The following is a 23,944-nucleotide window of genomic DNA, read 5'->3' on the forward strand; positions in this document are numbered from 1 at the left end:
CAGGCTGGCCGGTCAGGCGACCTCGCAGACCCACCAACCCGTCTTCTGCACCACAGTGAAGCGCAACTCCTGGTCGGCCACCTTCTCGTCGGCGGTGGTCATGGTGAGCCGGGTGGAGACGGTGGCCCGTTCCCCGGTCTGGTTGTCCACCTTCGGGGTGGTCCACCGGAAGCGCGGGTTCTGGTAGGTGGAGGCGTACTTCTCCACCTCGGCAACCTTCGCAGCGATCTTGTCGTCGTCGCGGGAAGCGGCGCAGACGCGACCGGCCGCCTTTGTCGCGTCGCGATCCTTGTAGACAGCGGTGAGGAACTCGTCGACGGCGACCGCCGGCTCCTTGGCGCCCTCGCCGGTCTCGGCATCGCGCAGGGTCAGGAAGGCCACCACGCCGCCCCCCACGCAGAGCACCATGATCACGACCAGGGCGATCGCCGCGATCAGCAGACCACGCTTCTTCTTCGGCTCGGCCGTGCCCGGATAGGGCGGATAGGCCGGCGGTGCCGCGGGGATCGACGAGGGGTTCGGGCTACCCGGCTGCGTCGGTGCGGTGGCCGAGGTGGGGCCACCAGGCCCTTCCGGCTGCCCGGCGCCGCCGAGCTGCCCCGGGAAGGCCGGCTGGCTGGGGCCGCCGGGCTGGCCCGGGAAAGCCGGTGAGGTGGGGGCGGCGGAGAGTGCCGGCTGGGCGGGGGAGGCGGGGAGAGCGAGCTGCCCGGGCGGTGCAGCGGGGGTCGGCTGGCTGGGGATGATCGGCGCACCGGGCTGACCGGCGGGATCCGGGTGTGCCGGTGGCTGAGCGGGTGTGCCGGCCTGGTCGCCGCTGGGCGGGTGGGTCATGTCGTTCCCCCAGGGGTGCGGCGCCCGCCGCCACCCCTGGCGCCGAGCGTGATCGAGCGGGCGGCCGGGCGCTGCGCGACCGTCCGACCGGAAGGGTAGCGGTCGATGACCGGATCGGTGTCGCCCCTGCCTGTCGAGCGGCCCAGCGATCCGGTGAGCGGTACCCGCGTCGGTTTCGGTGTCGGGCCCCCGACCTGCGGTGTGTCGCATATGTGACTGTTGGTGGCTTCTTGTGCGCGTCCTGTTGGCGGGACCGCGGCGACAGACCTACCTTCGTCCCGGTGCGGGGGCCGGAACGGACGAATGGGTCCGGGCCGGAAGCATGGTCCGAGAGGTACGACCGGAGGCAGTGCATGCGCGACGCGGACAACATCCCTCGCACCCAGTTCCCGACGAACGACCGGCCCCGCCGGCTCGGGTCCGTGGTCGACGCCGGCGGGCAGGTCACCAACCAGCCGATCAACGAACGGTCGTACCGCCGGACGCCGGAGCAGGCGGAGACGGCCCGGATGCCGAGCCAGCCCGCCGAGCGGACCCGCGAGGACGACGAGCCGGGCTTCGTCATCCACCTGCCGATCCGGGTGCCGAATCTGGCGGCGGCGACCGTGCTGGCCGGTCGGGTCGCGGTGTCCCTGGGCTTCCTGCCCGAGTTGGACGCCGGCGAGACCACCGTCTCCAACGCCGACGATCAGAACAACCGGCACCGGGTTTTCTGTGACCTGCTGCTGCCCGACCGGTCCCGCTGCCCCCAGGGGTACGAGCACGAGGGGCGCTGCGGGGAGCTGCCGGCCGCGCCGGAGCAGCGTCCCGTACCTCGTCCGGCCAGCGGACCGTAGGCTGTCCCTCGAACAATTCCGCACCGAGAGGGAGCCCTTCAGCGATGCAGAAGTGGGAATACTCCACGGTCCCGCTGCTGGTCCACGCGACCAAGCAGATCCTCGACAACTGGGGCGAGGACGGGTGGGAGCTCGTCGCCGTGGTCCCGGGCCCGAATCCGGACCAGCTGGTCGCCTACCTGAAGCGGCCCAAGGCGTGAGCAACGGTCCGCACGCGAAGCTCGCCGAGCTGGGTCTCGAACTGCCCGAGGTCGTGCCGCCGGTGGCCAGTTACGTCCCGGCCGTGCAGTCCGGGCAGCACGTGTACGTTTCCGGCCAGTTGCCGATGGCCGAGGGCAAGTTGCTGGCTACCGGCAAGGTCGGCGCCGGGATCTCCGCCGAGCAGGCGAAGGATCTGGCCCAGCGGTGCGCGCTCAACGCGCTGGCCGCCGTCGACTCGCTGGTCGGCCTGGAGAACGTGGTGAAGGTGGTCAAGGTGACCGGGTTCGTGGCCTCCGCGCCCGGCTTCACCGGTCAGCCCGCCGTGATCAACGGTGCCTCGGATCTCTTCGGCACCGTCTTCGGGGAGGCTGGCCGGCACGCGCGCAGCGCGGTGGGTGTGGCCGAGTTGCCCCTGGACGCCCCGGTGGAGGTCGAGCTGATCGTCGAGGTCGCCTGACGCGTCCCATCGCCCCGCGATCTTGCACTTTCTGCTCGGACGAAAGCCCTGAACCGGGATGAATCAGGGGCCGCAAGTGCAGGATCGTGGGGTGTGGCGAGCGGGGTCGTACGATCGCAGCCATGAGCGGGCACGTGACGGGGGCGGTGGCGGCGCTTGCCGACGAGTTGCCCCGCTGGGTTTCACTGCTGCGTGCGCCGAACCCGGGGCCGATGACCCTCGACGGCACCAACACCTGGGTGCTGCGCGCCCCAGCGGCCGAGTCGGGCATCGTGGTCGACCCGGGGCCGGCGGACGAGGGGCACCTGACCCGGATCACCGAGCACGGCCCGGTCGGGCTGATTCTGATCACGCACGGCCACCCCGACCACACTGAGGGCGCGGCCCGGCTGAGTGAGCTGCTCGGCGGCGTGCACGTGCTCGCCGTCGACCCGGCGCACACCATCGGCGGCGAGCCGCTGACCGAACCGGGCGAGCACTTGGGCGGCTTCGGTCTGCAGATCAGCCTGTTGCAGACGCCAGGGCACACCGCCGACTCGGTCTGTTTCCTGGTCGAGCACGGCGACGAGCGGGTGGTGCTCACCGGTGACACCATCCTCGGCCGGGGCACCACCGTGGTCGCCCATCCCGACGGGCACCTCGGTGACTACCTGAGCAGCCTGGAGCTGCTGTCCGCGTACCGGGGGATTCCGGCGCTGCCTGGACACGGCCCGGCACTGGCCGACTGCGCCGCCGCCGCCGACTTCTACCTCGCCCACCGCCGGGCCCGGCTCGACCAGGTCCGGGCGGCGGTCGCCGCCGGCGCCCACACCCCCGCCGACGTGGTGGCGACGGTCTACGCGGACGTGGACCGCTCACTCTGGTGGGCGGCCGAATGGTCGGTCCGGGCCCAGCTGGAGTACCTGGGCGTCGACACCGGGGAATCCGCGCCCGGGGTCAGTGGGTTGGAGCACATGTGACCTGCCCCGTGTGTGGAACCGTTGCCGTTCCCGGCGCGCGGTTCTGCCACAACTGTGGCGCCGCGCTGCCGGCCGCCGCCACGTTGCCGGCGGCCGAGCGCCGGGTGGTCACCGTGCTCTTCGGTGACCTCTCCGAGTTCACCTCCTGGTCGGAGGATCTCGACCCGGAACGCGTCGGTGCGGTCACCGACCGGGTGCTCGCCGCCCTCGCCGGTGCGGTGAAGACGTTCGGCGGGCACGTCGACAAGCTGACCGGTGACGGCATCATGGCGGTCTTCGGCGCCCCGGTGGCGCACGAGGACGACGCCGAACGCGCCGTCCGTGCCGCCCTGTCCATGCAGCGGGCCGTCCGCCGGGTGCTCGACGACGAGCGGGGCGGCGGCGCGCCGCTCGGGCTGCGGGTCGGGCTGAACACCGGCGACGTCATCGCGGGCATCCAGGCCGCGATTGAATACACGGTCATCGGCGACACGGTGAACACCGCGGCCCGGCTCGCCGACGCCGCCGCCGTCGGGGCCGTCTACGCCGGTGGACGCACCGCCGCGGCCACCAGGCACGTCTCCTCCTGGCGGGCGCTGCGCCCGCTGCGGCTCAAGGGCAAGCGTGAGCCGGTCGAGGCGTACGAGCTGCTGGGTCTGCTGGACGCGCCGGGCACCCGCTCGGGGCTCGGCGACGAGGCGCCGTACGTCGGCCGGGAGACGGAGATCGGTCGGGTCGCGGGCCGGCTCGCCGAGGTGATCGACCAGGGCGACCCACGGGTGCTGCTGATGACCGCCGAGGCGGGCATCGGCAAGTCCCGGTTCGCCGCCGAGGTGGAGCGCCTCGCCGCCGGGTACGACGTCGGTGCCGGCCGGTACGCGGCGCACACCGGTGCCCGGGTGCTCTCGGTGCGCTGTGCCGCGTTCGGGGAGCGGCGACGGCTCGCGCCCCTGGCCGACCTGGTGCGGGCCGCCGTCGGTCTACCCAGCGACGCGTCCACCGCGTTGACCCGCCCGGCGGTCGAGGAGCGGCTGCGCCGGCTCGGGCAGCGGCTCGCCCGCTCCGGTGTGGAGACGCCGCCGATCGCCACGGAGCAGCTACTGGCCCTGCTCGGCTACGCCGAACTCCCGGCGCACGGTGGCAGCGACAGCGGCGAGTGGGGCGGATCGGGCACTCCGGCCGCGGACGCCGAGGTGGTGCCGAACGCGGTCGCCGACCTGCTCAGTGGGCTCGCCTCGGAGGCGCCGCTGGTGATCGTGGTGGACGACCTGCACGACGCCACCGCCGAGACGATCAAAGCCCTCGGGTTGACCCTGTCCAAGCTCACCGGCCCGGTGCTGGTGCTGCTGCTCGGCCGCCCCGAGCTGGTGCGTACCGCTGGCGCGCTGACCCGGGTCGCGGACGCCGAGGTGCACTCGCTGCCGCCGCTGCGCGGTGCCGACGCGGCCCGGCTGCTCACGACCTACCTCGGCGGCGGCAAGCTGCCGCAGGCCGACACCGACCGGTTGCTCGCCACCGCGCAGGGCAACCCGTTCTACCTGGCTGAGCTGGTCACCCTGCTTATCGAACGGGGTGCGCTCACCACCGAATCAGTGCGCGGCGCCGCCTCGACGCGGGGTGCCGCGGGGGATCGGTCCGCCTCCGGCGAGCGGGAGCAGAGCGGGTCGACCGGCTGGCGGCTGGTACCGGGCTCGCTGGGCAGCCGGCTGCTCTCCCGGGACCTCGCCGCCGTGCTCGCAGCCCGGATCGACGCGTTGCCGCCGGACGCCCGGTCGGTGCTGCGCGACGCCGCGGTCACCGGTGACACGGTGCCGACCGGCGCGCTGGAGGCGATGCGGGAGCAGCGCGGCGGTCGCGACGGTCGGCCGTCGGCAGTGGTCGCCGTCGAGCTCGACCGGGCGGTCGAGGAGTTGCTGCAACGCCGCATGCTGCACCGCTCGCGTGCCGGCTACTCGTTCGCCACGCCGCTCATGCGGGAGGCCGCGTACGCCGGGGTGAGCAAGGCCGAGTTGGCTGAGCGGCACGCGGCGCTGGCCCGCTGGGCGGCGCCGGCGGACGAGACCACGGCCAGCACGGTGGGCGGGTTCACCGACGAGGCCCGGGACGACTTCGTGGCGACGCACGTCGAGCGGGCCGCCACGCTCGCCGACGCGGTGAAGCTGCGCCCCGACGCGCCGGCCCGGGCGGTGGTTCCGCTCGGCGTCGCCGCGCTCGGCCGGGCCGCCCGCCGGTCGCTCTCCGCCGGTGAGCCGGCGATGGCGGTCGAGTACGCCGAACGCGCCACCGAACTGGCCCGTGACGGGGTGCCGGCAGCCGATCGGGTGGTGCACGCGCGGGCGTTGCTCCAGATCGGCCGGGTCACCGACGCGTTGGCGTACGCCGAGAAGATCGCCGCGAACGCGGGGGACGAGGCCACCCGGGTCAGCGCCCTGCTGTTGGCGGGGCAGGCCCAGGAGACCCTCGGCGATCAGGGCCGGGCGGTGACCGCATGGCAGGAGGCCTTGCAGGTCGCCACCGAGGGTCGGCTGCCCACGCAGCGCGCCACGGCGATGCGCCGGCTCGGCATGGCCGACTTCGTGGCCGGGCGGCTGAGTCAGGCGAGCAGCCGGTTGGCGGCCGCGTACCAGGTCAGCCTCGGTGCGCAGGACCGACGCGGGCAGGCGTGGTCCCTGCAGAACCTGGCCTGGGTGACCACCACCCGGGGTGACTTCGCCGGGACCGACGCGGTGCTCGGCCGGGCCGCCCGACTCTTCGCCGAGCTGAAGGACCCGTACGGGCGGGCCTGGCTGCGCGGCACCACGGCGTTCGCCCGGCTGCTCGCCGGCCGACTGCGCGAGGCGTGTCGGATGGCGCAGGTGTTCCTGCCGTTCGGCGAGCGGGTCGGTGAGGCGTGGGCGGTGGGCACGTTGCGCGCGGTGGCGGCGTTCGCCACGGCCGAGCTGGGTGACCTGGCCGAGGCGGACCGGGAGGCCCGGCGGGCGTACCGGGAGTTCGCCGCCGCGTCCGACGACTGGGGGCGCGGGTTCGCCCTGGTGGTCCGGGCGGTGGTGGCGCGCGGCCTGGGCGAGCCGGAGCACGCCGCCGACCTGCTCACCGACGCCCTGGCGTACGCGGAGCGCACCTCGCATCCGCTGCTCACCGGGATGGCCGGCACACTGCGCGGCTTCGTCGCGTTGGACATGGGCGACTGCGAGACGGCCGAGCGGGTGGCCCGCGCGGTGCTGACCGCCGTGGAGCCGCACAACCCGCAGGCTCCGGCGCAGGTGGCGCCCCGGGTGCTGCTGGCGACGGCCCGTCTCGCCGCCGGCGACTCGGCGACAGCGGTCGGGCTGCTCGCCCCGGTGGCCACGGCCGCCGCGAACGCACCCTCGCTGCTCTTCTCCCGCCGCCAGACGATGGCTCAGTACGCTGCGGCGCTGCTCGCGCACGGGCAGCGGGAGCAGGCGTTGGACTGGGCACGTCGTGCGGTCACCGCACCGGCCGAGGACGTGCGCAGCCAGGTGATCGCGGCGAGTGTGCTGGCCGAGGCGTTGGCCGCCTGCGGTCGCCCGGCGGAGGCGGTGTCCTGCGCGCAGGAGGCGGTCCGCCTGGCGTACGCCACCGAGCAGCGCAGCGAACGAGCCGCAGCCGACGCCCTGCACACCCGCCTGACCGCCCTGGTCTAACCCCGCCCCTCACCCCCCACCCCACCCCTGTCGATGCCCTCACCCACCCCTGTTGATCAAGAGGTTCGCGTCAGGATCCGGGCTACCGGTGACCGAAAGCTCTTGATCAACGCGACCCTGGGGGTGGGGGTGCAGGTTCTGCCGGTTCTGGGGATGTGGTGGTCTCGGGGAGCGGCTAGCGTGTCACCACCGCGTACGGGTCCACAGTGGGGACCGTCGCCGTGCCTGGGGAGGCCGTTCATGAAGCTGCCGCGATCCATCGCGGGCTGGACCATCGCGGTCTTCGGCGTGTTGGCGCTGGTGATGGGCGCGGTTGGGCTGCTCTGGCCGGAGGCGCAGCTGCGCATGCTCGGGTTCGAGGTGCCGGCGACGCGGTCCGTCGGTGACCACACCGGGACGTTCCTGCTGGCGTCCTCGATGGCGGCCTTCAACATGGGCGTCTACTACCTGCTCGCCACGGTGACCGAGTGGCGGGTGTTCTACCGGTTCACAGTGGTCTTCCGGCTGGTCACGTTCACCGTGTTCACCATCGCGGTGCTGGCCGACATCGCTCCCGACCGGTTCTTCGGTGTGGCGGCGTGGGAAGGGCTGGGCGCCGTGGCCACCGCCATCGGTCTGCGTCTGGACGCCCGGCGGGGCATCCCGGCCGGCGGGGTCGGATCGTCCGAGGGTGCCGGGACGACTGCGGTCGCCGAGGAGGGTACCGGTCCCGCCGGTGCGGCTCCGGCGGACGCGGTGCGCTGAGCCATCGGTCGGGTTGGGTATTTTCGAGCGGTGACCGACACCCCGACCGGCGGCCTGCCAGTGCCGATCGTGCCCGGCCTGACCGATTTGCGGGTCTTTGCCCGGGGCGGGTACGCGACCGTCTACCAGGCCACCCAGATCTCCGTGGGTCGCGAGGTCGCCGTCAAGGTGGAGAACCGGACGCTGGACAGCGAGCGCGATCAGGCCCGCTTCCTGCGCGAGGCGCGGGCGGCGGGCCGGATGTCGTCCCACCCGCACGTGGTGGACCTTTTCGACGTCGGGGTCACCGTCGATCAGCACCCCTATCTGATCATGGAGCTCTGCGACGGCTCGTACGCCGAACGGATGCGCACCTCGCCGCTCGGCCCGGTGGAGGCCCGCGACCTCGGCATCAAGATCGCGGACGCGCTGGCCCACTCGCACGCCGCCGGGGTGCTGCACCGGGACGTGAAGCCGGCCAACATCCTCCACTCGCATTTCAACTCGGCGGTGCTCGCCGACTTCGGGCTCGCCGTCCTCGCCGAGCACCGGGACGCCTCGGTCACGCTGGAGGTGCTCACCCCGGCGTACGCACCGCCGGAGATGTTCAGCCACAGCCCGCCGTCACCGGCCGTCGACGTGTACGCGCTCTGCGCCACCCTCTACGCGGTGATGCACGGCCGGCCGCCGCGCTGGCAGTCCGAGCGCAACCCGAGCCTGGTCACCGTGCTGGAGATGTTCAACCAGCCGCTCCCCGCCCTGCCCGGGGTGCCGGACGAACTGATCGACGTGCTGCGCATCGGCATGGCAAACGATCCGGGCGAGCGTCCCTCCGCCCTCGAGTTGCACGACCTGCTCACCAATATCCCACTCGGTTCGCCGGCGACACCGGTGAGCGGCGCTCCGGTCAGCGGTGTCGCGACGCTCTCCGGCCCGTACGCGGCCAGCCAGCCGGTGCCCCGACCGCCCATCGAGGACACTCAGCGAACCGACCCCGCCGGTCGACGGTGGCGGCGCTGGCTCTTCGGCGGCGCCGGGGTGCTCGCGCTCGCCGCCTCCGCGACCGCCGGGGCCTGGGTCGCCGACCGGGCGCCACCACCCGCCCCGTACCCGTCGGCCACCCAGATCGCCGCACCGGCGACCGGGCCGCTGCCCGGCTGTGCGACCGGCACCGGTGCGCCCACCGCCCTGCCCGAGGGTGCCCGGTGCCTGCCCGAGCTGGAGTGCTTCGGCCCGATGCGGATCCGCGGCAGCCGCGCCGAGGCGGCTCGACTGTCCTGCGCCGGCCGACACACCTGGGAGACGTACGCCGAGGGCATCCTGCCGGTGTCGCTGGTCGGCGCGGACTACGACGAGGTGGCCGCCGCTGAGCCGGTGCGGCAGGTGTGCAGCGCGAGGACGTTCCGGTTGACCACCGGGATCGCCGAGGCGACCGGTTGGCACCTGGAGGTGCTACCTCCGGTCGACGGCAGCATCGACCGGACCTACCGGTGTCTGGCGGGGCGCGGTGTGGACGCGCTCTCCGCGCCCACGCTCACCGGCCGCTGAGCCCGTTCGACCCGCGGCGGCGGTCACGCACCGCACGCAACGCGTCCCGGGGGTCCAGGGCGTCGAGGGTGTCCGCGTCGATCCCGTACGGCATCAGCTCGGGCGGCCCGAGGGCTGCCGACCGGTCCGCCGGCTCCGGATCGTCGACCTGCCGAGCGGCGGAGACGGCAACCCCGGCGATCATGGTCATTAGCACGCAGAGTAGCGCGAGAACCACGCCGAGGAGGTCCTGTCGGCGCCACACCACCAGCATGACCAGCGGCGCAAGGGCTCCCAGCGCCGCGAGCACCGCCACCGTGCGCGCATCAGGTCTGGACAATCGGCTCACCCGTCCAGCATGTCGCGGCCAGGACGGCTGTCAACCGCAGAGCCGACCGCCGCGCCGATCGACGTCGATCCGAGCTGTCCACTCGACAGGGTCCACCGCGCCCACACGGATTGGACAAGAACGGCTACTCTCGGTGTTCCGCAGGCCCTTCCGGTAGCGAGGTCGCCCATGAACTCAGGCAGTTCGCAGTCCCGGCTCCGCTCGATCGCGTCGACGCTGGCGGTCGCTCTCACTCTCGTGCTCGCCGCTGCGGCCGGTTGCGACAGCCGGGAGGAACCGGAGCTGCCGTCGGTGCAGGAGAAGATGCGCGAGACGCACATCTACGGTCAGTCCAAGCTGCGGATCGGTGTCGCCACCAACGAGCCGCTGATGGGTGAGCTGCGAAACGGCCAGCACGTCGGGTTTGACGTCGAGATCGCCCGGTACGTCGCGGCCTCCCTCGGCTACGAGGGGGAGCAGCGGCTGGAGTTCGTGTCGGTCGCCACCGAGGACCGCATCCCGTCGCTGCAAGGCGGCACCGTCGACCTGGTGGTGTCCAGCTTCTCCATGACGGAAGACCGTAAGCAGCTGGTCAGCTTCGCCGGGCCGTACTTCGTCACCACGCAGGAGGTGATGGTGCCGGTTCGACTCAAGGACAAGGTCCGCACCATCGAGGATCTGCGCGATCCGGCGTACAAGGTCTGCACCAGCGGCGGCTCCACCACCGAGGCCGAGTTGGAGAAGCACCAGGTCAAGACGTTCGTGGTGAAGGACGTCGGCGACTGCGTCGACGGCATCCGGAAGGGCCGGTACGACGCGGTCAGCTCCGACGAGTCGATCCTTGCCGGTTTCCTGGCCAGCTTCCCCAAGGAGTTCGAGATCGTGGACATGCCGTTCGGCACCAGCGAGTTGCTGGGCATCGGCGTGCCGATCGGTGATCCCGCGCTGCGCGACCTGGTCGCGTTCTTCCTGCAGAAGAGCTACGAGCAGGGCCGCGACGGAGATGCCAGCCCCTGGCAGACCGCGTACAACCGGACCCTGGGCCCCTGGCTGAAGGCCGAGAAGCGCCAGCCGCAGCCGCTGGAGGTGCCGAAGCTTGTCGACTTCGACGACAAGGCGCCCGCGAAGTGAGCGCGGCACCGACCGCCACCAGCGGCGACGGGCCGGTCCCGCCGCCCCGGACGTCAGTGCCCGGCGGCGACGCCGGGCCGGCGATCGACGGTACGGCAGCAGCGCCGCCGGCCGTCGATCGTCCAGCGGCTGGCGCAGGAGCTGACGTTGCCTGGCCGGCCGGAGTGCCGGTCGCCGAACCGGCCGAACCGGTCGTCGCCGCGGTTGAGCCCGGCCGGGTCCGGTGGGATCCGGCGGAGCGCCGCGCCCGCGCCAGCCAGTCGTTCTGGACGGCAGTGGTGGGCGTACCGGCGATCTTCTCCGTCCTCCGCCTCGGCGTGGAGGCCGGCGGGGAGCTCCAGACCACGCTGCTGCTGGTGGCCAACGTCGGGCCGGTCAACCTGCTCGCCGGTTTCCTGACCACGGCGGCCCGGCTGCTCTCCACCGGGCTGGTCGCCGTCTTCGCGCTCGGCGCGGTACTGGCCGTCAGCGCGGATCGACTTCCGCCGGGCACCCGCCGCCGCCCGCTCTTCGCCCGCTGGGCCGACATCACCCCGGCCTGGGTGGTGCTGGCCAGCTTCCTGCTCGCCCTGATCACCTGGCCGTTGCTCTATCTGCCGTTGCTGTTGCCGGCGTTCGTGGCGGCGTTCCAACTGCGCCCGGCGCGGCTGCACGAGCGGGTGGTGCCTCGGCTGCTGCTGATCGTCGCGCTGCTCGCCGGGTACGGCTGGCTGATGCTGCCGACGATGCGAGATGCGATGCGGCAGGGCGACGAGTGGCTGGTGCTGGCGCTCATCGTGGTGCCCCCGCTGCTGGCGCTCTTCGTCGCGGGGCCGCTGCCGGGCATGGTGATCCGGCCGCTGGCGTCGGTGACCGAGGTGGCGGTGCTGGCCACCCTGATCTGGGCCGCGGTGCCGGTGATCACCACACCGGTGTTGCCGCTGACCGTCACCACAGTGGGCCCGGAGAGTGGGCCCACCGAGGACGTACGCGGGCACGTGGTCACCACCGACGACGTCAACATGGTGATCCTTCAGGAACGGGGTGGCGTCCGGTACGTCCCGGTCGGTCTGGTCCGCGCCCAGGTGCTCTGCCCGAGCGAGGAGGAGCTGCCCCGCCACCAACTGCGCATTCACGACTTCCACGTCGAGGATTCGCTGTTGGAGGGCATGGGTCGTCGGGTCCGCCCGGTCCACCGCATCGACGCCGCCTGCCGTACCCCAGCCTGACGGCCCCACCGGGGGTCGGCCCGTGCGGGATCGACTCGGCTTTCAGAAGTCGGGGCATCACCGACGCTTGGACACCGCGAGTTCAGGAAAACCGAGTCGATCATGCAGCGCCCGCCACGGCCACGGCACGCTCGCGCAGGGCGCGGCGACGTCAGTACGACTTGTCCTGGCCGAGGACGTGCTGGGCCACGAAGTTCAGGATCATCTCGCGGCTGACCGGGGCGATCCGGCCGGCCCGGACGGCACCGAGCAGGGTCGCCACCCCGTACTCGGTGGTCATGCCGGCCCCACCGAGCACCTGCACGGCGGTGTCCACGGCGAGCGCGGCGGCCTCCCCGGCCGCGTACTTGGCCATGTTGCCGGACACCCCGGCCTCCAGGTCGCGGCCGGCGTCGTACAGGGTGGCCGCCTTCTGGATCATGAGGCGGGCCAGTTCCACCTGCACCGCCGCGTGTGCCAGCGGGTGCGACACCCCCTGGTGGGAGCCGATGCTCCGACCACCCCAGACCTTGCGGGTGGCGGTGTACTCACTGGCCCGCTCGATGGCGTACCGGCCGGTGCCGGCGCCCATCGCGGCCACCGTGATCCGCTCCGGGTTGAGCCCGGCGAAGAGCGCCGGCAGCCCGGCGTCCAGCGACTCACCGAGCAGCGCGTCGGCGGGCACCCGCACGTCGTCCAGGTAGAGCAGGAACTGGTTCTCCGGGGACACGATCTCCATGTCCAACTTGGACCGGGTCAGCCCGGCCGCGTCGGTCGGCACCAGGAACAGCGCCGGCTTGAGCTTCTGCGGAGACGCATCCGCTGAACCGGCTGGGCCGTCATCGACGGCGACACGGGCCACGACCAGCACGTGACCGGCCTCGTCGACACCGGAGATGTAGCACTTGCGGCCGTTCAGCAGCCAGCCGTCACCGTCGCGGCGGGCCACAGTGCCGAGTCGGTGGAAGTTGGAACCGGCCTCCGGCTCGGTGATCGCGAAAACGATCTTCTGGGAGCCGTCGGCGAGGCCCGGCAGGTGCCGCTTGCGCTGTTCCTCGGTGCCGTGCCGACTGAGCACCGTCGCCGCGATGGCAGGGGAGACCACAAGCAGCAGCAGCGGGCAACCCGCCGCCGCCAGCTCCTCGCAGACGATGGCCAGCTCGGTGATGCCACCGCCCCCGCCGCCGTACTCGGTGGGGATGTTGACCCCCAGGTAGCCGAGCCGTCCGGCCTCCGCCCACAGTTCGGTGGTGTGTTCACCGGCCCTCGCCTTCTCGACGAAGTAGGAGTGGCCGTACCGGCGGCCGAGCGCCCGCACGGCGTCGCGCAGCTGGTCCTGCTCGGGGGTGAGGTCGAAGGTCATCGGGGGTCCTTTTCGTCGACAACGGCCAACACGGCGCCCGTCTGCACCTGACCGCCGGTCGGCACCGGCAGCTCGGCGACCACGCCGTCGATCGGGGCGAGCACGGGATGTTCCAGCTTCATCGCTTCCAGCGTGAGCAGCGGATCGCCGGCCGAGACCCGCTGGCCGACCTGGACGTGCACCCGGGTCACCACGCCGGGCAGCGGCGCGAGCAGCGACCCGGCCGCCACCGCCGCGGTGGGCGGCGGGAGACGCGGCAGCTCGGCGAGGCTCGCCGCCCCGTCCGGGCCGTCCACGAAGACAGCCGACCCCACCCGGTGTACGCGGTACGCGCGCCGAACCCCGTCGACGTCGAGCACCACCCGGTCCGGGGTGGCCTCTACCAGCGCCACTGTGGGTGCCGTCGGCCGCTCGGCGGACTCCTCGGCCGCCGACGTGCTGGACCAGTCGGCGAGCCGGCCGGTCCGGTCCAACCGGTAGCGGATCTCGATCTCGTCGCCGTCCGGCCCGACGAAGCGGGTGGTCTGGGGAACGGCGGGCACGTTGCGCCAACCGGAGGGGAGCCCGGGGAGCACCGGTGCGGTCGCCCGCCGTTGGGCGGCCGCTGCCAGTGCAGCGGCGAGGGCGGTGATCGGCAGCCGGTCGGCGGGGAGCAGCGGGGCGAAGACCTCCGGGTGCCGGTCCAGGAAACCCGTGTCGATCTCCACGGCGGCGAACGCGGGACTGCGCAGCACCCGGACCAGCAGGTCCCGGTTGGTGGTCACCCCGTGCAACTCGGCCCGGGCCAGCGCGCTGGCCAGCAGTCGGGTCGCCTCCGCGCGGGTACGACCCCAGGCGATCAGCTTCGCGAGCATCGAGTCGTAGTGCACCCCGACCACCGAACCGGCCACCACACCGGAGTCGAGCCGCAGACCCGGCCCGGCCAGCCCACCGAACTCGGCCGCCACCGCGCCGACGGCGAAACGGTGCAGGGTCCCGGTGGCCGGTCGCCAACCCGCCGCCGCGTCCTCGGCGCAGAGGCGTACCTCGACCGCGTGCCCGGTGCTCGCCGGCAGGGCCGCCGGCAGCGGCTCACCCTCGGCGACGAGCAGTTGCAACCCCACCAGGTCCAGTCCCGTGCACAACTCGGTGACCGGATGCTCCACCTGAAGGCGGGTGTTCATCTCCAGGAAGAAGAACTCACCGCCCGGGGCGAGCAGGAACTCCACGGTGCCCGCGCCCAGGTAGTCGACAGCGCGTCCGGCGGCCACCGCCGCCTCGTGCAACGCCGTCCGCACCCGCTCGGGAACGACCGCCGGCGCCTCCTCGACGATCTTCTGGTGCCTGCGCTGGATCGAGCACTCCCGGTCACCGAGGGCCACCACTCGACCGTGGGCGTCACCGAAGATCTGCACCTCGACGTGCCGGCCGCGTTCGACGTACCGCTCGATGAAGACAGTGCCGTCGCCGAACGCGGCGGCCGCCTCGCGGCGCGCGGAGGCGACGGCCTCGGCCAGTTCGTCGGCGGTCCGGACGATCCGCATGCCCCGGCCACCACCGCCGGCGGACGCCTTCACCAGCACCGGAAAGTCCGCGATCTCGTCGGTGTCGGTCCAACTCGGCAGCATCGGTACGCCCGCCTCGGCGAGCAGCGCCTTCGCCGCCAGTTTGTCGCCCATCGCGGCGATCACCTTGGCCGGCGGGCCGACCCAGGTCAGACCGGCGTCGGTCACCGCCGCCGCGAACTCGGCGTTCTCGGCGAGGAACCCGTAGCCGGGGTGGACGGCGTCCGCGCCGCTGCGCCGGGCCGCGTCCAGGATCAGGTCGACCCGCAGGTACGTCTCGGCCGGCGAACTCCCCGGCAGGCGTACGGCTTGGTCGGCCTCGGCCACGAACGGCGCGTCGGCGTCCGCGTCCGAGTGCACGGCGACCGTCTCCACGCCCATCGCGCGGCAGGTGGCGAAGACCCGGCGGGCAATCTCGCCCCGGTTGGCCACAAGCAGTCTGTTGATCATCAGTGGCCCCTCTACATCCGGAAGACGCCGAAACCGTCGGCGCCCTTCACCGGTCCGTTGTGGATCGCCGAGAGGCAGAGCCCGAGGACGGTCCGAGTGTCCCGGGGGTCGATCACCCCGTCGTCGTAGAGCCGGCCGGAGAGGAAGAGCGCGCCGGACTGCGACTCGATCTGCTGCTCGACCATCAAACGCATCGCCGCGTCGGAGTCCTCGTCGTAGTCGCGCCCCCGTGCGGCAGCCGCCTGCCGGGCCACGATCGACAGCACCCCCGCGAGCTGAGCCGGGCCCATCACCGCCGACTTGGCGTTCGGCCAGGTGAACAGGAATCTCGGCTCGTACGCCCGGCCGCACATGCCGTAGTTGCCGGCGCCGTAGGAGGCGCCCAGGTTCACCGTCAGGTGCGGCACCGTCGAGTTCGACACCGCGTTGATCATCAGGGCGCCGTGCTTGATGATGCCGCGCTGCTCGTACTCGGTGCCCACCATGTAGCCGGTGGTGTTCTGCAAGAAGATCAACGGGGTGTCCGAGGTGTTCGCGAGCTGGATGAACTGGGCCGCCTTCTGCGCCTCCGCGCTGAACAGCACCCCTCGGGCGTTCGCCAGCACCCCCACCGGGTATCCGTGCAACTCGCCCCAACCGGTGACCAGCGCGTCCCCGTACGCCGGCTTGAACTCGTCGAAGTCGCTGCCGTCCAGGATCCGGGCCAGCACCTCCCGGGGGTCGAACGGCACCTTCAGGTCGGCGCTGGTGATGCCGAGCAACTCCTCCGGGTCGTACTTCGGCGGCTGCGGCACCGCCGTACGCGGCGACGGGCCCTGCTTGCGCCAGTTCAACCGGCGGACGCACTGCCGGGCCAGCCGGATGCCGTCCCGCTCGTCGGCGGCCAGGTAGTCGGCGAGCCCGGACGTGCCAGCGTGCATCGCCGCGCCACCCAGCGACTCGTCGTCGGTGACCTCGCCGGTCGCCATCTTCACCAGCGGCGGACCGGCCAGGTAGACCTGTGACCGGTCCCGAATCATGATCACGTGGTCGGACATCCCCGGCACGTACGCGCCACCGGCCGTGGCGTTGCCGAAGACCACGCTGACAGTGGGGATGCCGGCCGCCGAGAGCCGGGTGAGGTCACGGAACACCCGACCACCGGGAATGAAGATCTCCGCCTGCGTGGGCAGGTCCGCCCCGGCCGACTCCACCAGATTGACCATGGGCAGCCGGTTGGCCAGGGCGATCTCGCCGGCCCGCCGGGTCTTCGCCAGCGACCACGGGTTCACCGCGCCGCCGCGCACCGTCGGGTCGTTGGCGACGATCAGGCACTCCACGCCCTCGACCACCCCGATGCCGGTGACCACGCTGGCCCCGACCGGGAAGTCCGAGCCGTACGCGGCGACCGGCGACAACTCCAGGAACGGGCTGTCGGCGTCCACCAGCAGCTCGATCCGCTCCCGGGGGAGCAGCTTGCCGCGGGCGTGGTGCCGGGTCACGTACTTCTCGCCACCACCTGCCCGCGCCTGGTCCAGCGCGGCGTCCAACTCGGTCAACCGCTCCAGCAAGGCCGCCCGGTTCGCCAGGTACGAGGGCGCGGACGGGTCGACCGCGCTGTCCAGGGTGGTCACAGGCCCATGCCTTTCGCGATGATCTCGTTCATGATCTCGGTGGTGCCGCCGCCGATGCCGAGGATCCGCGCGTCGCGGTAGTGCCGCTCCACCTCGGCGTCGCGCAGGTAGCCGAACCCGCCGTGCAGCTGCAACGCCTGGTCGACGACGTGGTCGCAGGCGGCCACCGCCACGTTCTTCGCCATCGCCACCTCGGTCACCACCGGCTCGCCGGCCGCGACCCGACCCGCCACTGCGTGCACGTACGACCGGGCCGCCTCGGCCCGGGTGTGCATCTCGGCCAAGCGGTGCCGGATCAGCTGCCGGCTGGCCAGCGGGCGCCCGAAGGTCTCCCGGTCCCGACACCAGCGCACCGCCAACTCGACGCAGCGCTGCGCTGTCGCGTACGCCTGGGTCGCCAGCGACAGCCGTTCCGCCGCGAAGTGCTGCATGATCGCCAGGAAGCCGGTGTTCTCCGCGCCGATCCGGTTGGCGACCGGCACCCGCACGTCCGCGAAGGACAGCTCGGCGGTGTCCGAGCAGTGCCAGCCCAGCTTCTCCAACCGGCGTCCCACTGTGAACCCGGGCGACCCCTTGTCGATGACCAGCAGGGTGAGTTCACCGCTGCCGGGGAAGTCGGTACACACCGCCGTGGTCACGAAGTCGGCCCGGTGCCCGCTGGTGATGTACGTCTTCGACCCGTTCACCACGTAGTGGTCGCCGTCGCGGCGGGCGGTCGTGCGGATGCCGGCCACGTCCGAACCGCCGTCCGGCTCGGTGATGGCCAGCGCGCCGATCATCGTGCCGGACAGCGTTGGCCGCACGTACCGCTCGATCAGGCTGTCGTCGCCCGCGGACGAGACGCCACCGAGCCGACCGCCCAGCGAGCCACCGGTGCGGGCACCGGCCGCCGCGACCATGTGCGGCAACGCGATCCCGTGCGTGAACAGGGCCGCCACCAGCCCGGACGAGCCGCCGGAGCGGATCAGCTCCTCGGTCACGATGATCGAGTCCAGCAGGTCACCGCCGCTGCCACCGACCGACTCCGGGAAGCCGATGCCGAGCAGGCCGAGCTTCGCGGCGGTCGCGTGCAGCCCTCTGGGCACCTCGCCGGCCCGCTCCCAGTCGTCCAGGTGCGGCAACACCTCCCGGGTCACGAACGCCCGGGTCAGCTCGCGTAGTTGCCGGCGCTCCGGGGTGCCCACGATGCTCATCGGGATGCCCCCGTCGGTAGGTCGGCAGGCAGGTCGACGATCCGGGCGCGCAGCAGCTCGCCGAGTGCCTTGGCCTGCGGGTCGAACCGGGTGGACGCGGCCACCCCGGCGCCGAGCAGGCCCTCGATCACGAAGTTGACAGCACGCAGGTTCGACAACTCGTAGCGCCGCACCGACAGCGGCGCGGTTTCCGGCACCAGCTCGGCCAGCCGTTCGACTGTCAACCAGGTCCGCAGCCACGCGTACCCGGCGTCGGACCGCGCCCAGACACCGAGGTTGGCGTCGCCGCCCTTGTCCCCGGAGCGTGCGCCGACCACCTCGCCGAGCGCCCCGCGCCGGGTCGGGCCGTCGACCGCCGCGCCGCCACCCGGGGCCGACTCGTCCTGTGAGATGGGGACGGTGCGGATCGGCGGGGCGATCGGCACCCGCTCGCCGCCGGGTAGCACCGCGACGTGCGCCACCGCGTCCTGCGGCACCGCGTCGGCGGTGAAGACGCCGTACGGTGTCGCGTCACCGGGCACTGTGGTCAGCGTGCATCCCGGGTACGAGGCCAGGGCCAACTCCACCGCGGCGGCCGAGAACGCCCGCCCGGCCCGGGCCTTGTCGCCGTCGCGCAGGTGTACGTGCAGCAGGGCGCTGGCCGCCTCGGTGTCGGCGGCGTCCGGGTGGTCGGTCCGGGCCAGCGTGAACTCCAGCCCGTCCTTGCCCACCGCCTCCTCCACCTGCCCCCGGACCACTGCCGCCTTCGCCTCGATGTCCAGCCCGCAGAGGACGAACGTCATCGAGTTGCGGAAGCCGCCGAGGTTGTTGACGCCCACCTTGAGCGTGGACGGTGGTGGCGTGCCCCGGACACCGGAGACCCGGACCCGGTCCGGCCCGTCGGGGTGCAGCGTCACCGTGTCCAGTCGGGTGACCACGTCCGGCCCGAGGTACGCGGGCCCGCCGATCTCGTAGAGCAGTTGGGCGGTGACCGTCTCCACGGTGACCGCGCCGCCGGTACCCGGATGCTTGGTGACCACCGAGGAGCCGTCGGGGTGCACCTCGACGATCGGGAACCCGGGCCGGTGACCGCCGTCGGGCAGCTCGGTGAAGAAGCTGAAGTTGCCGCCGGTGACCTGCGCGCCGCACTCGACGAGGTGCCCCGCCACGGTGGCCCCGGCCAGCTCGTCGAGGTCGTCGCGGCCCCACCCGTACCTGGCGATGGCCGGGCCGACCACGAGCGACGCGTCGGTGACCCGGCCGGTGACCACCACGTGCGCGCCGGCGTCGAGGCAGGCGGCGATCCCGAACGCGCCGAGGTAGGCGTTCGCGCTCAACGCGTCCGGTCGCTGGATCGTGTCGTCCTCGACGTACCCGACCTGCGTCGGCAGGCCGAGTCGGTCGGCGAGCTTCTCGATGGCGGCGGCCAGACCGGCCGGGTTCAACCCGCCGGCGTTGGTCACGATCCGCACCCCTCGGTCGAGTGCGGTGCCGAGGCAGGTCTCCAGTTGCCGCAGGAACGTCTTCGCGTAGCCCAGGTCGGGGTCGCGCAGGCGATCCCGGGCAAGGATCAGCATGGTCAACTCAGCGAGGTAGTCGCCGGTCAGCACATCCAGCTCACCGCCGTCGAGCATCTCCCGCCAGGCGGTGAACCGGTCGCCGTAGAAGCCGGAGGCGTTGCCGATGCGGATCATGCCCGTACCCCGATCCCGCCGGCCGGCTGCCGGCCGTCACCCGGCGGCCCGGCGAAGGCCTGCGCCACGTCGAGCCACTCGTCGGCGACCGGCCCGGTGGCGACCAGAGCGAGGTCCGCGCGGTGTCGGCGCTGGGTGACCAGCAGGCAGAAGTCCCGAGCCGGGCCGGTGACGCGGTCGGCGGCGTCCGCCGGACCCCAGCTCCAGGTCTCCCCGCCGGGCCCGACCAGCTCGACCCGGACCGGCGCCGTCGGTGCCTCCCGGCCGTGCGCGGCGAAGCCGTGCCCGAGGGTACGCACGCCCAGGTGCGCAACGTGCCGGAGTCGGTCGCTGTCGGGTCGGACCACGTCGAGGGCGTCGGCCACGTCCGCGCCGTGCGCCCAGGTCTCCATCATCCGGGCGGTGGCCATCGAGGTGGCCGACATCCGGGTGCCGTACCAGGGCAGTTTGCCGCCGGCCGGAACGGCGGCCAGTGCGTCGACGAGCGCTGTGCGCCCGGCCCGCCAGCGGGCGAGCAGTTCGGCCGGCGGGGCGAGGAATTCCTCGGCACCGACGTCGACGAGTCGGGTCACGTCCGGCGCGGCGGTGACCGTTGCGTAGAACGCCTCGGGATCGGTCGCGGCCAACAGCGCGACGTGGTCGGTCCAGGCGAGGTGGGCGATCTGATGCCCGATGCTCCAGCCCGGCGCGGGGGTCGGCCTCGCCCACTCGGCCACGGGCAGGGGAGCCACCAGGGCGTCCAGTTGGGCGGACTCGTCGGCCAGGTCCGTGAGCAGGTCGCTGAGGTCGACCATGGTGCCTCCGGTCGGTGGTGGCCGGTGCGGCCGGCGGTCAGGGCGTGAGCAGGGTGGCGAGCTGGCGCTTCCAGGTGGTCAACAGGGCGGCCCGGCGGGCGGAGTCGTCGCTGAGGAGGTTGGCCACCCCGAGCCCACGGAGCAGGTCGAGCGTGGCCTGCACCGCTTCGCGGACACCGGGTCGACGCTCGTCGACACCGAGCAGGGCGACGGTGAGCCTGTGCATCTCCCGCCCGACCGTCGCCTCCAGCGGCACCAGGGCGTCGCGCAGCTCCCGATCGGTGCGAGCGGCGACCCAGAGCTCAAGCGCGGCCACGAACAGCGGCCCGGTAAACGCCACGGCGAGCAGGTCGACGACCCGGTCCAACCGCTGCGGGCCAGCCGGCAGCGCCTCGGCCTCGGTGCGCAGCTCGTCGGCCCGGCGCTCGGCCAGATGGGCCACGGCGGCCGTCACCAGCGCCGCCTTCGTCGGGTAGTGGTGCAGCTGCGCCCCACGCGACACACCGGCCCGCGCCGCGACCACTGTGGTCGTGGTGCCGGACCAGCCGTGCTCGATCAGGCAGTCGACGGTCGCCTCCAGCAGCCGGGCCTGGGTGGCGCGGCTGCGTTCCTGCTGAGGTACACGCGTCGATGCGGTGGGCACGGAGACAGCCTGGTGCCTACGAAACAAACAGTCAAGACTGACTTTTTCTGAGCTCGCGCGCGACACCCGGGTGGGCTCTGCGGTGGGGCGGCGCGGGAGGTGAGCCTGGGTGGTTGGTCTCGCTATGGAGCTGATGTCACAAACGAATCGCCGTCGACCAAGCCGGTCGACCGCGCCCGTAACGCCGCTCGTAACCGCGCTCGTAACCGCGCCCGTCACCGCGCCCGTCGAGCTCGTTCGAGGATCGGCCTGCCGATCATCTACGGCTGATGCCGCAAACGATTCAGCTCCAAAGGCTCCCTGACCGGTATCCCGCCGCCCGCCCGCCCGTGCGCCCGCCCGCCATGCGCCCGCCGCCCGCCCGTGCGCCCGCCCGCCATGCGCCCGCCGCCCGCCCGTGCGCCCGCCCGCCTGCCCGACGCCTGCCGTCCGGCTGCCGGCTCAGTGCTGGCTCAGCGGCCGTCGCGGGGGCCGAAGGCGGTCAGCGCGTCGGCGTCGCTGTGCTGGGAGCGCAGGTACTCGTCCGCCCAGGCGGCGGCGTCGGGGAAGGTCGACTCCGCCGAGACGCGGGCGCAGGCCAGGTCCACGTCGAAGGCGGTGCGGCGCAGCTGGATGCCCGGCCCGAGCAGCGCCCACCACGCGCCTGCGCCCCCGTACGGCATGCCGATGCTGCCCGGGTTGACCACCAGACGCCGGTCGACCAGCCGGGTGAAGGGCATGTGCGTGTGGCCGCAGACCACCGTGGTGATCTCGGCGGACAGACCGTCGAACACCTCCGCCCAGCGCGCCATCCGGGAGTCGACGAGCACGACCTCCTCGTCATCGCGGGGCGTGGCGTGGCAGAACAGCGTCGGCCCGAGGCCGTCGATCTCCAACGTCGCCGTCGCCGGCAGCGCGCCGAGCCGGGCCACCTGGTCGGCGCGCAGCTGCCCGGCGGCCCAGTTCGACACCTCGATCGACGCCGGGCGGCCGGCCCGGGCCTCGACCAGCTCGCGGTCGGCATTGCCGCCGACCCAGCACACCCGGTCGCCCAGGCCGGCGAGCACGTCCAGCACCTCGACCGGTTGCGGGCCGGCGGCGATGTCGCCGGTGAGCACGATCAGATCGGCGGCGGCGACGTCCGGCTCGGCCAGTACGGCCTCCAGCGCCGGCAGGACACCATGGATGTCGGAGAGCACCGCAACTCGGTTCACCATGGCCCCACCCTCACCGCGGGCATCGCCTCCAGGCCAGCGATTCTGCGTCAGGCAGACGGCAAACGTCCCCGCCTACCGTCGGTGACGGCAGGCGGGGACGTCGGGTGCTGCTCAGACGCGGGCGCGACGGGCCAGGCGCTCCGGGTCCAGGATGATGATGCTCTTGCCGTCCAACCGCAGCCAGCCGCGCGAGGCGAAGTCGGCGAGCGCCTTGTTGACGGTCTCCCGCGAGGCGCCGACGAGCTGGGCGATCTCCTCCTGGGTGAGGTCGTGGGTCACCCGCAGAACGCCGCCGTCGCGGGTGCCGAAGCGGCCCGCCATCTGGAGCAGGTTCTTGGCGACCCGGCCCGGCACGTCCGTGAAGATCAGGTCGGCGAGCGAGTCGTTGGTCCGGCGCAGCCGCCGGGCGAGCACCCGGAGCAGCTGCTCGGCGATCTCCGGGCGGTTGTTGAGCCACGGCCGCAGCGCCTGCTTACGCAGCCGCACCAGCCTGGTGTCGGTCACCGCGGTGGCGGTCGCCGTACGCGGACCCGGGTCGAAGAGCGACAGCTCACCGACCATGTCCGACGGCCCCATCACCGCGATGAGGTTCTGCCGGCCGTCCGCTGCGCGGCGACCAACCTTGATCTTCCCGGACAGCAGGATGTAGAGGCTGTCACCGGGCTCGCCCTCATTGAAGACGATCTCGCCCTTGCGGACCTCGATCGTCTCCATCTCCTTGGCAAGCGCCTCGGCAGCTTCCGGGTCAACACCCTGGAAGATCCCGCTGCGGGCCAGTACCTCGTCCATTGCGCACCTCCGGTTGCGCGTGCCGTCCGTCGGCCGGGGCCGCCGTCCGCTGATCCCCTCGCGCGCCGCCAAGTCTAGGCGCACGTGAGCATGAATCAGAGGTCGCCCCTGGAATCTTGATCGGTGGGCGTAACCTGCCCGACGTGCTGACCGAGCCGACTCTGACCAGCCGCGCCGAGGACGGGCGCCACGTCCCGCTGCTCGTCTGGCGCGCGGACGTGCCCCTACGGGCGGTCAGCAGTGCTCCGCTGGGCGGTGGCATCGGGGTCCGGCGGTGGGTGTTGAACGCGACCGTACCGATGTCGTACGACCGGGATGACCCCGCGGCGCACCTGGCCTCAATCGCCGCCGAGCTGGCCCTCGACGGGCCCGGTGTTGGTCTGCTGACCGGCGTCGATGTGACCGAGGTGGTCGCGCGAACCGACGCCGGGGTGCGGGCCTGGGCGACGGTCGGGCTCGGCACGCCGGTGCCCGCGGCCGCGCCGACGCCAGCCGCGCTGGCCCCACACGTCGGCACTGTCAACATCGTGGTGTACGTGCCGGCCCGGCTCGCCGACTCGGCACTGGTGAATGCGGTGGCCACCGCGACCGAGGCGAAGACCCAGGCGATCACCGAGCTGGGGATGCCGGGGACCGGTACGCCCACCGACGCGGTCACAGTGCTCTGCCCGGTGGACGGGCCGGAGGCCGCGTACGGCGGGCCGCGCTCCACCTGGGGTGCCCCGCTCGCCCGAGCCGTGCACGCGGCGGTGCTCGCCGGGGGTTCCCGGCCGGTCGTGCCGTGGTCCGAGCAGCTCAGGGGCGCAAAGTCCAACCGATCGGCTGTCGTCGGCGCGTTTAACGACCGGTAGGGTCGCGGGCG

At 72.8% G+C, this 23,944-nt stretch carries 20 protein-coding genes and 1 pseudogene; 10 read left to right on the plus strand and 11 right to left on the minus strand.

Annotated elements, in window-relative coordinates; all coding sequences use genetic code 11:
* Window positions 1–12: 12 nt before the first annotated feature.
* Window positions 13–582: pseudogene (locus GUI43_RS23965) on the minus strand (Rv0361 family membrane protein); the annotation flags it as partial.
* 602 nt (window positions 583–1,184) lie between these two features.
* Here GUI43_RS23965 and GUI43_RS23970 point away from each other — a divergent pair.
* From GUI43_RS23970 to GUI43_RS23995, 7 genes are all read left to right on the plus strand, one after another.
* Window positions 1,185–1,667, plus strand: a complete 483-nt coding sequence (locus GUI43_RS23970; RefSeq protein WP_112699833.1) for a hypothetical protein — start codon at window positions 1,185–1,187, stop codon at window positions 1,665–1,667.
* Window positions 1,668–1,711: 44 nt separating this feature from the next.
* A complete protein-coding gene (sp36, locus tag GUI43_RS33970) occupies window positions 1,712–1,867 on the plus strand; it encodes a Sp36 family protein (RefSeq protein WP_007466198.1) in 156 nt (51 codons plus the stop codon).
* On the plus strand, window positions 1,864–2,325 hold the full coding sequence (locus GUI43_RS23975; protein WP_112588549.1) for a RidA family protein: 462 nt from the start codon (window positions 1,864–1,866) through the stop codon (window positions 2,323–2,325). The genes sp36 and GUI43_RS23975 overlap by 4 nt, the downstream gene beginning before the upstream one ends.
* Window positions 2,326–2,447: 122 nt before the next feature.
* Window positions 2,448–3,284, plus strand: a complete 837-nt coding sequence (locus tag GUI43_RS23980) for an MBL fold metallo-hydrolase (RefSeq protein ID WP_112588547.1) — start codon at window positions 2,448–2,450, stop codon at window positions 3,282–3,284.
* A complete protein-coding gene (locus tag GUI43_RS23985) occupies window positions 3,281–6,928 on the plus strand; it encodes an adenylate/guanylate cyclase domain-containing protein (protein WP_112699834.1) in 3,648 nt (1,215 codons plus the stop codon). Before GUI43_RS23980 ends, GUI43_RS23985 begins: the two co-directional genes overlap by 4 nt.
* Window positions 6,929–7,168: 240 nt before the next feature.
* Window positions 7,169–7,672 (plus strand): hypothetical protein, encoded by a 504-nt coding sequence (locus GUI43_RS23990; protein ID WP_112588543.1) that lies wholly within the window; start codon window positions 7,169–7,171, stop codon window positions 7,670–7,672.
* A 30-nt stretch (window positions 7,673–7,702) separates the two neighbouring features.
* Window positions 7,703–9,199, plus strand: a complete 1,497-nt coding sequence (locus GUI43_RS23995) for a serine/threonine-protein kinase (protein WP_112588541.1) — start codon at window positions 7,703–7,705, stop codon at window positions 9,197–9,199.
* Here GUI43_RS23995 and GUI43_RS24000 read toward each other — a convergent pair.
* On the minus strand, window positions 9,186–9,527 hold the full coding sequence (locus GUI43_RS24000; RefSeq protein WP_146758878.1) for a hypothetical protein: 342 nt from the start codon (window positions 9,525–9,527) through the stop codon (window positions 9,186–9,188). The two genes, GUI43_RS23995 and GUI43_RS24000, sit on opposite strands and share 14 nt — an antisense overlap.
* Before the next feature lie 168 nt (window positions 9,528–9,695).
* Here GUI43_RS24000 and GUI43_RS24005 point away from each other — a divergent pair, with 168 nt between their 5' ends.
* Both GUI43_RS24005 and GUI43_RS24010 read left to right on the plus strand, forming a co-directional pair.
* Window positions 9,696–10,637: a transporter substrate-binding domain-containing protein gene (locus GUI43_RS24005; protein WP_112588537.1), complete on the plus strand. Its 942-nt coding sequence runs from the start codon at window positions 9,696–9,698 to the stop codon at window positions 10,635–10,637.
* Window positions 10,634–11,845: a flagellar biosynthesis protein FlhF gene (locus GUI43_RS24010; RefSeq protein ID WP_112699835.1), complete on the plus strand. Its 1,212-nt coding sequence runs from the start codon at window positions 10,634–10,636 to the stop codon at window positions 11,843–11,845. The genes GUI43_RS24005 and GUI43_RS24010 overlap by 4 nt, the downstream gene beginning before the upstream one ends.
* Before the next feature lie 151 nt (window positions 11,846–11,996).
* Here the strand turns inward: GUI43_RS24010 and GUI43_RS24015 are convergent, their stop codons facing one another.
* From GUI43_RS24015 to GUI43_RS24055, 9 genes are all read right to left on the minus strand, one after another.
* Window positions 11,997–13,187 carry an acyl-CoA dehydrogenase family protein gene (locus GUI43_RS24015; RefSeq protein ID WP_112588533.1) on the minus strand — a complete coding sequence of 397 codons (1,191 nt, stop codon included), beginning with the start codon at window positions 13,185–13,187 and terminating at the stop codon, window positions 11,997–11,999.
* Window positions 13,184–15,181, minus strand: a complete 1,998-nt coding sequence (locus GUI43_RS24020) for an ATP-binding protein (protein ID WP_112699836.1) — start codon at window positions 15,179–15,181, stop codon at window positions 13,184–13,186. The genes GUI43_RS24015 and GUI43_RS24020 overlap by 4 nt, the downstream gene beginning before the upstream one ends.
* A gap of 11 nt (window positions 15,182–15,192) precedes the next feature.
* On the minus strand, window positions 15,193–16,794 hold the full coding sequence (locus GUI43_RS24025) for an acyl-CoA carboxylase subunit beta (RefSeq protein WP_112699837.1): 1,602 nt from the start codon (window positions 16,792–16,794) through the stop codon (window positions 15,193–15,195).
* Window positions 16,791–17,987 carry an acyl-CoA dehydrogenase family protein gene (locus tag GUI43_RS24030; protein ID WP_112699838.1) on the minus strand — a complete coding sequence of 399 codons (1,197 nt, stop codon included), beginning with the start codon at window positions 17,985–17,987 and terminating at the stop codon, window positions 16,791–16,793. The genes GUI43_RS24025 and GUI43_RS24030 overlap by 4 nt, the downstream gene beginning before the upstream one ends.
* The gene (locus tag GUI43_RS24035) at window positions 17,984–19,660 is read right to left on the minus strand and encodes an acyclic terpene utilization AtuA family protein (protein ID WP_112699839.1); all 1,677 of its coding nucleotides are present in this window, start codon (window positions 19,658–19,660) and stop codon (window positions 17,984–17,986) included. Before GUI43_RS24035 ends, GUI43_RS24030 begins: the two co-directional genes overlap by 4 nt.
* Complete coding sequence (locus GUI43_RS24040) at window positions 19,657–20,454, minus strand: TIGR03084 family metal-binding protein (RefSeq protein ID WP_112699840.1); 798 nt, start codon at window positions 20,452–20,454, stop codon at window positions 19,657–19,659. Before GUI43_RS24040 ends, GUI43_RS24035 begins: the two co-directional genes overlap by 4 nt.
* Window positions 20,455–20,491: 37 nt before the next feature.
* Window positions 20,492–21,097, minus strand: a complete 606-nt coding sequence (locus GUI43_RS24045; RefSeq protein WP_091403316.1) for a TetR/AcrR family transcriptional regulator — start codon at window positions 21,095–21,097, stop codon at window positions 20,492–20,494.
* A gap of 452 nt (window positions 21,098–21,549) precedes the next feature.
* On the minus strand, window positions 21,550–22,293 hold the full coding sequence (locus GUI43_RS24050; protein WP_112699841.1) for a metallophosphoesterase family protein: 744 nt from the start codon (window positions 22,291–22,293) through the stop codon (window positions 21,550–21,552).
* A gap of 111 nt (window positions 22,294–22,404) precedes the next feature.
* Window positions 22,405–23,082 carry a Crp/Fnr family transcriptional regulator gene (locus GUI43_RS24055; RefSeq protein ID WP_007466162.1) on the minus strand — a complete coding sequence of 226 codons (678 nt, stop codon included), beginning with the start codon at window positions 23,080–23,082 and terminating at the stop codon, window positions 22,405–22,407.
* Between the two features lie 143 nt (window positions 23,083–23,225).
* Here GUI43_RS24055 and GUI43_RS24060 point away from each other — a divergent pair, with 143 nt between their 5' ends.
* Entirely contained in the window at window positions 23,226–23,933 is a 708-nt protein-coding gene (locus tag GUI43_RS24060; protein ID WP_112699842.1) for an adenosylcobinamide amidohydrolase, read from the plus strand.
* Window positions 23,934–23,944: the final 11 nt, after the last annotated feature.

The organism is Micromonospora noduli, from assembly GCF_003264365.1.
Lineage (GTDB): Bacteria > Actinomycetota > Actinomycetes > Mycobacteriales > Micromonosporaceae > Micromonospora > Micromonospora noduli.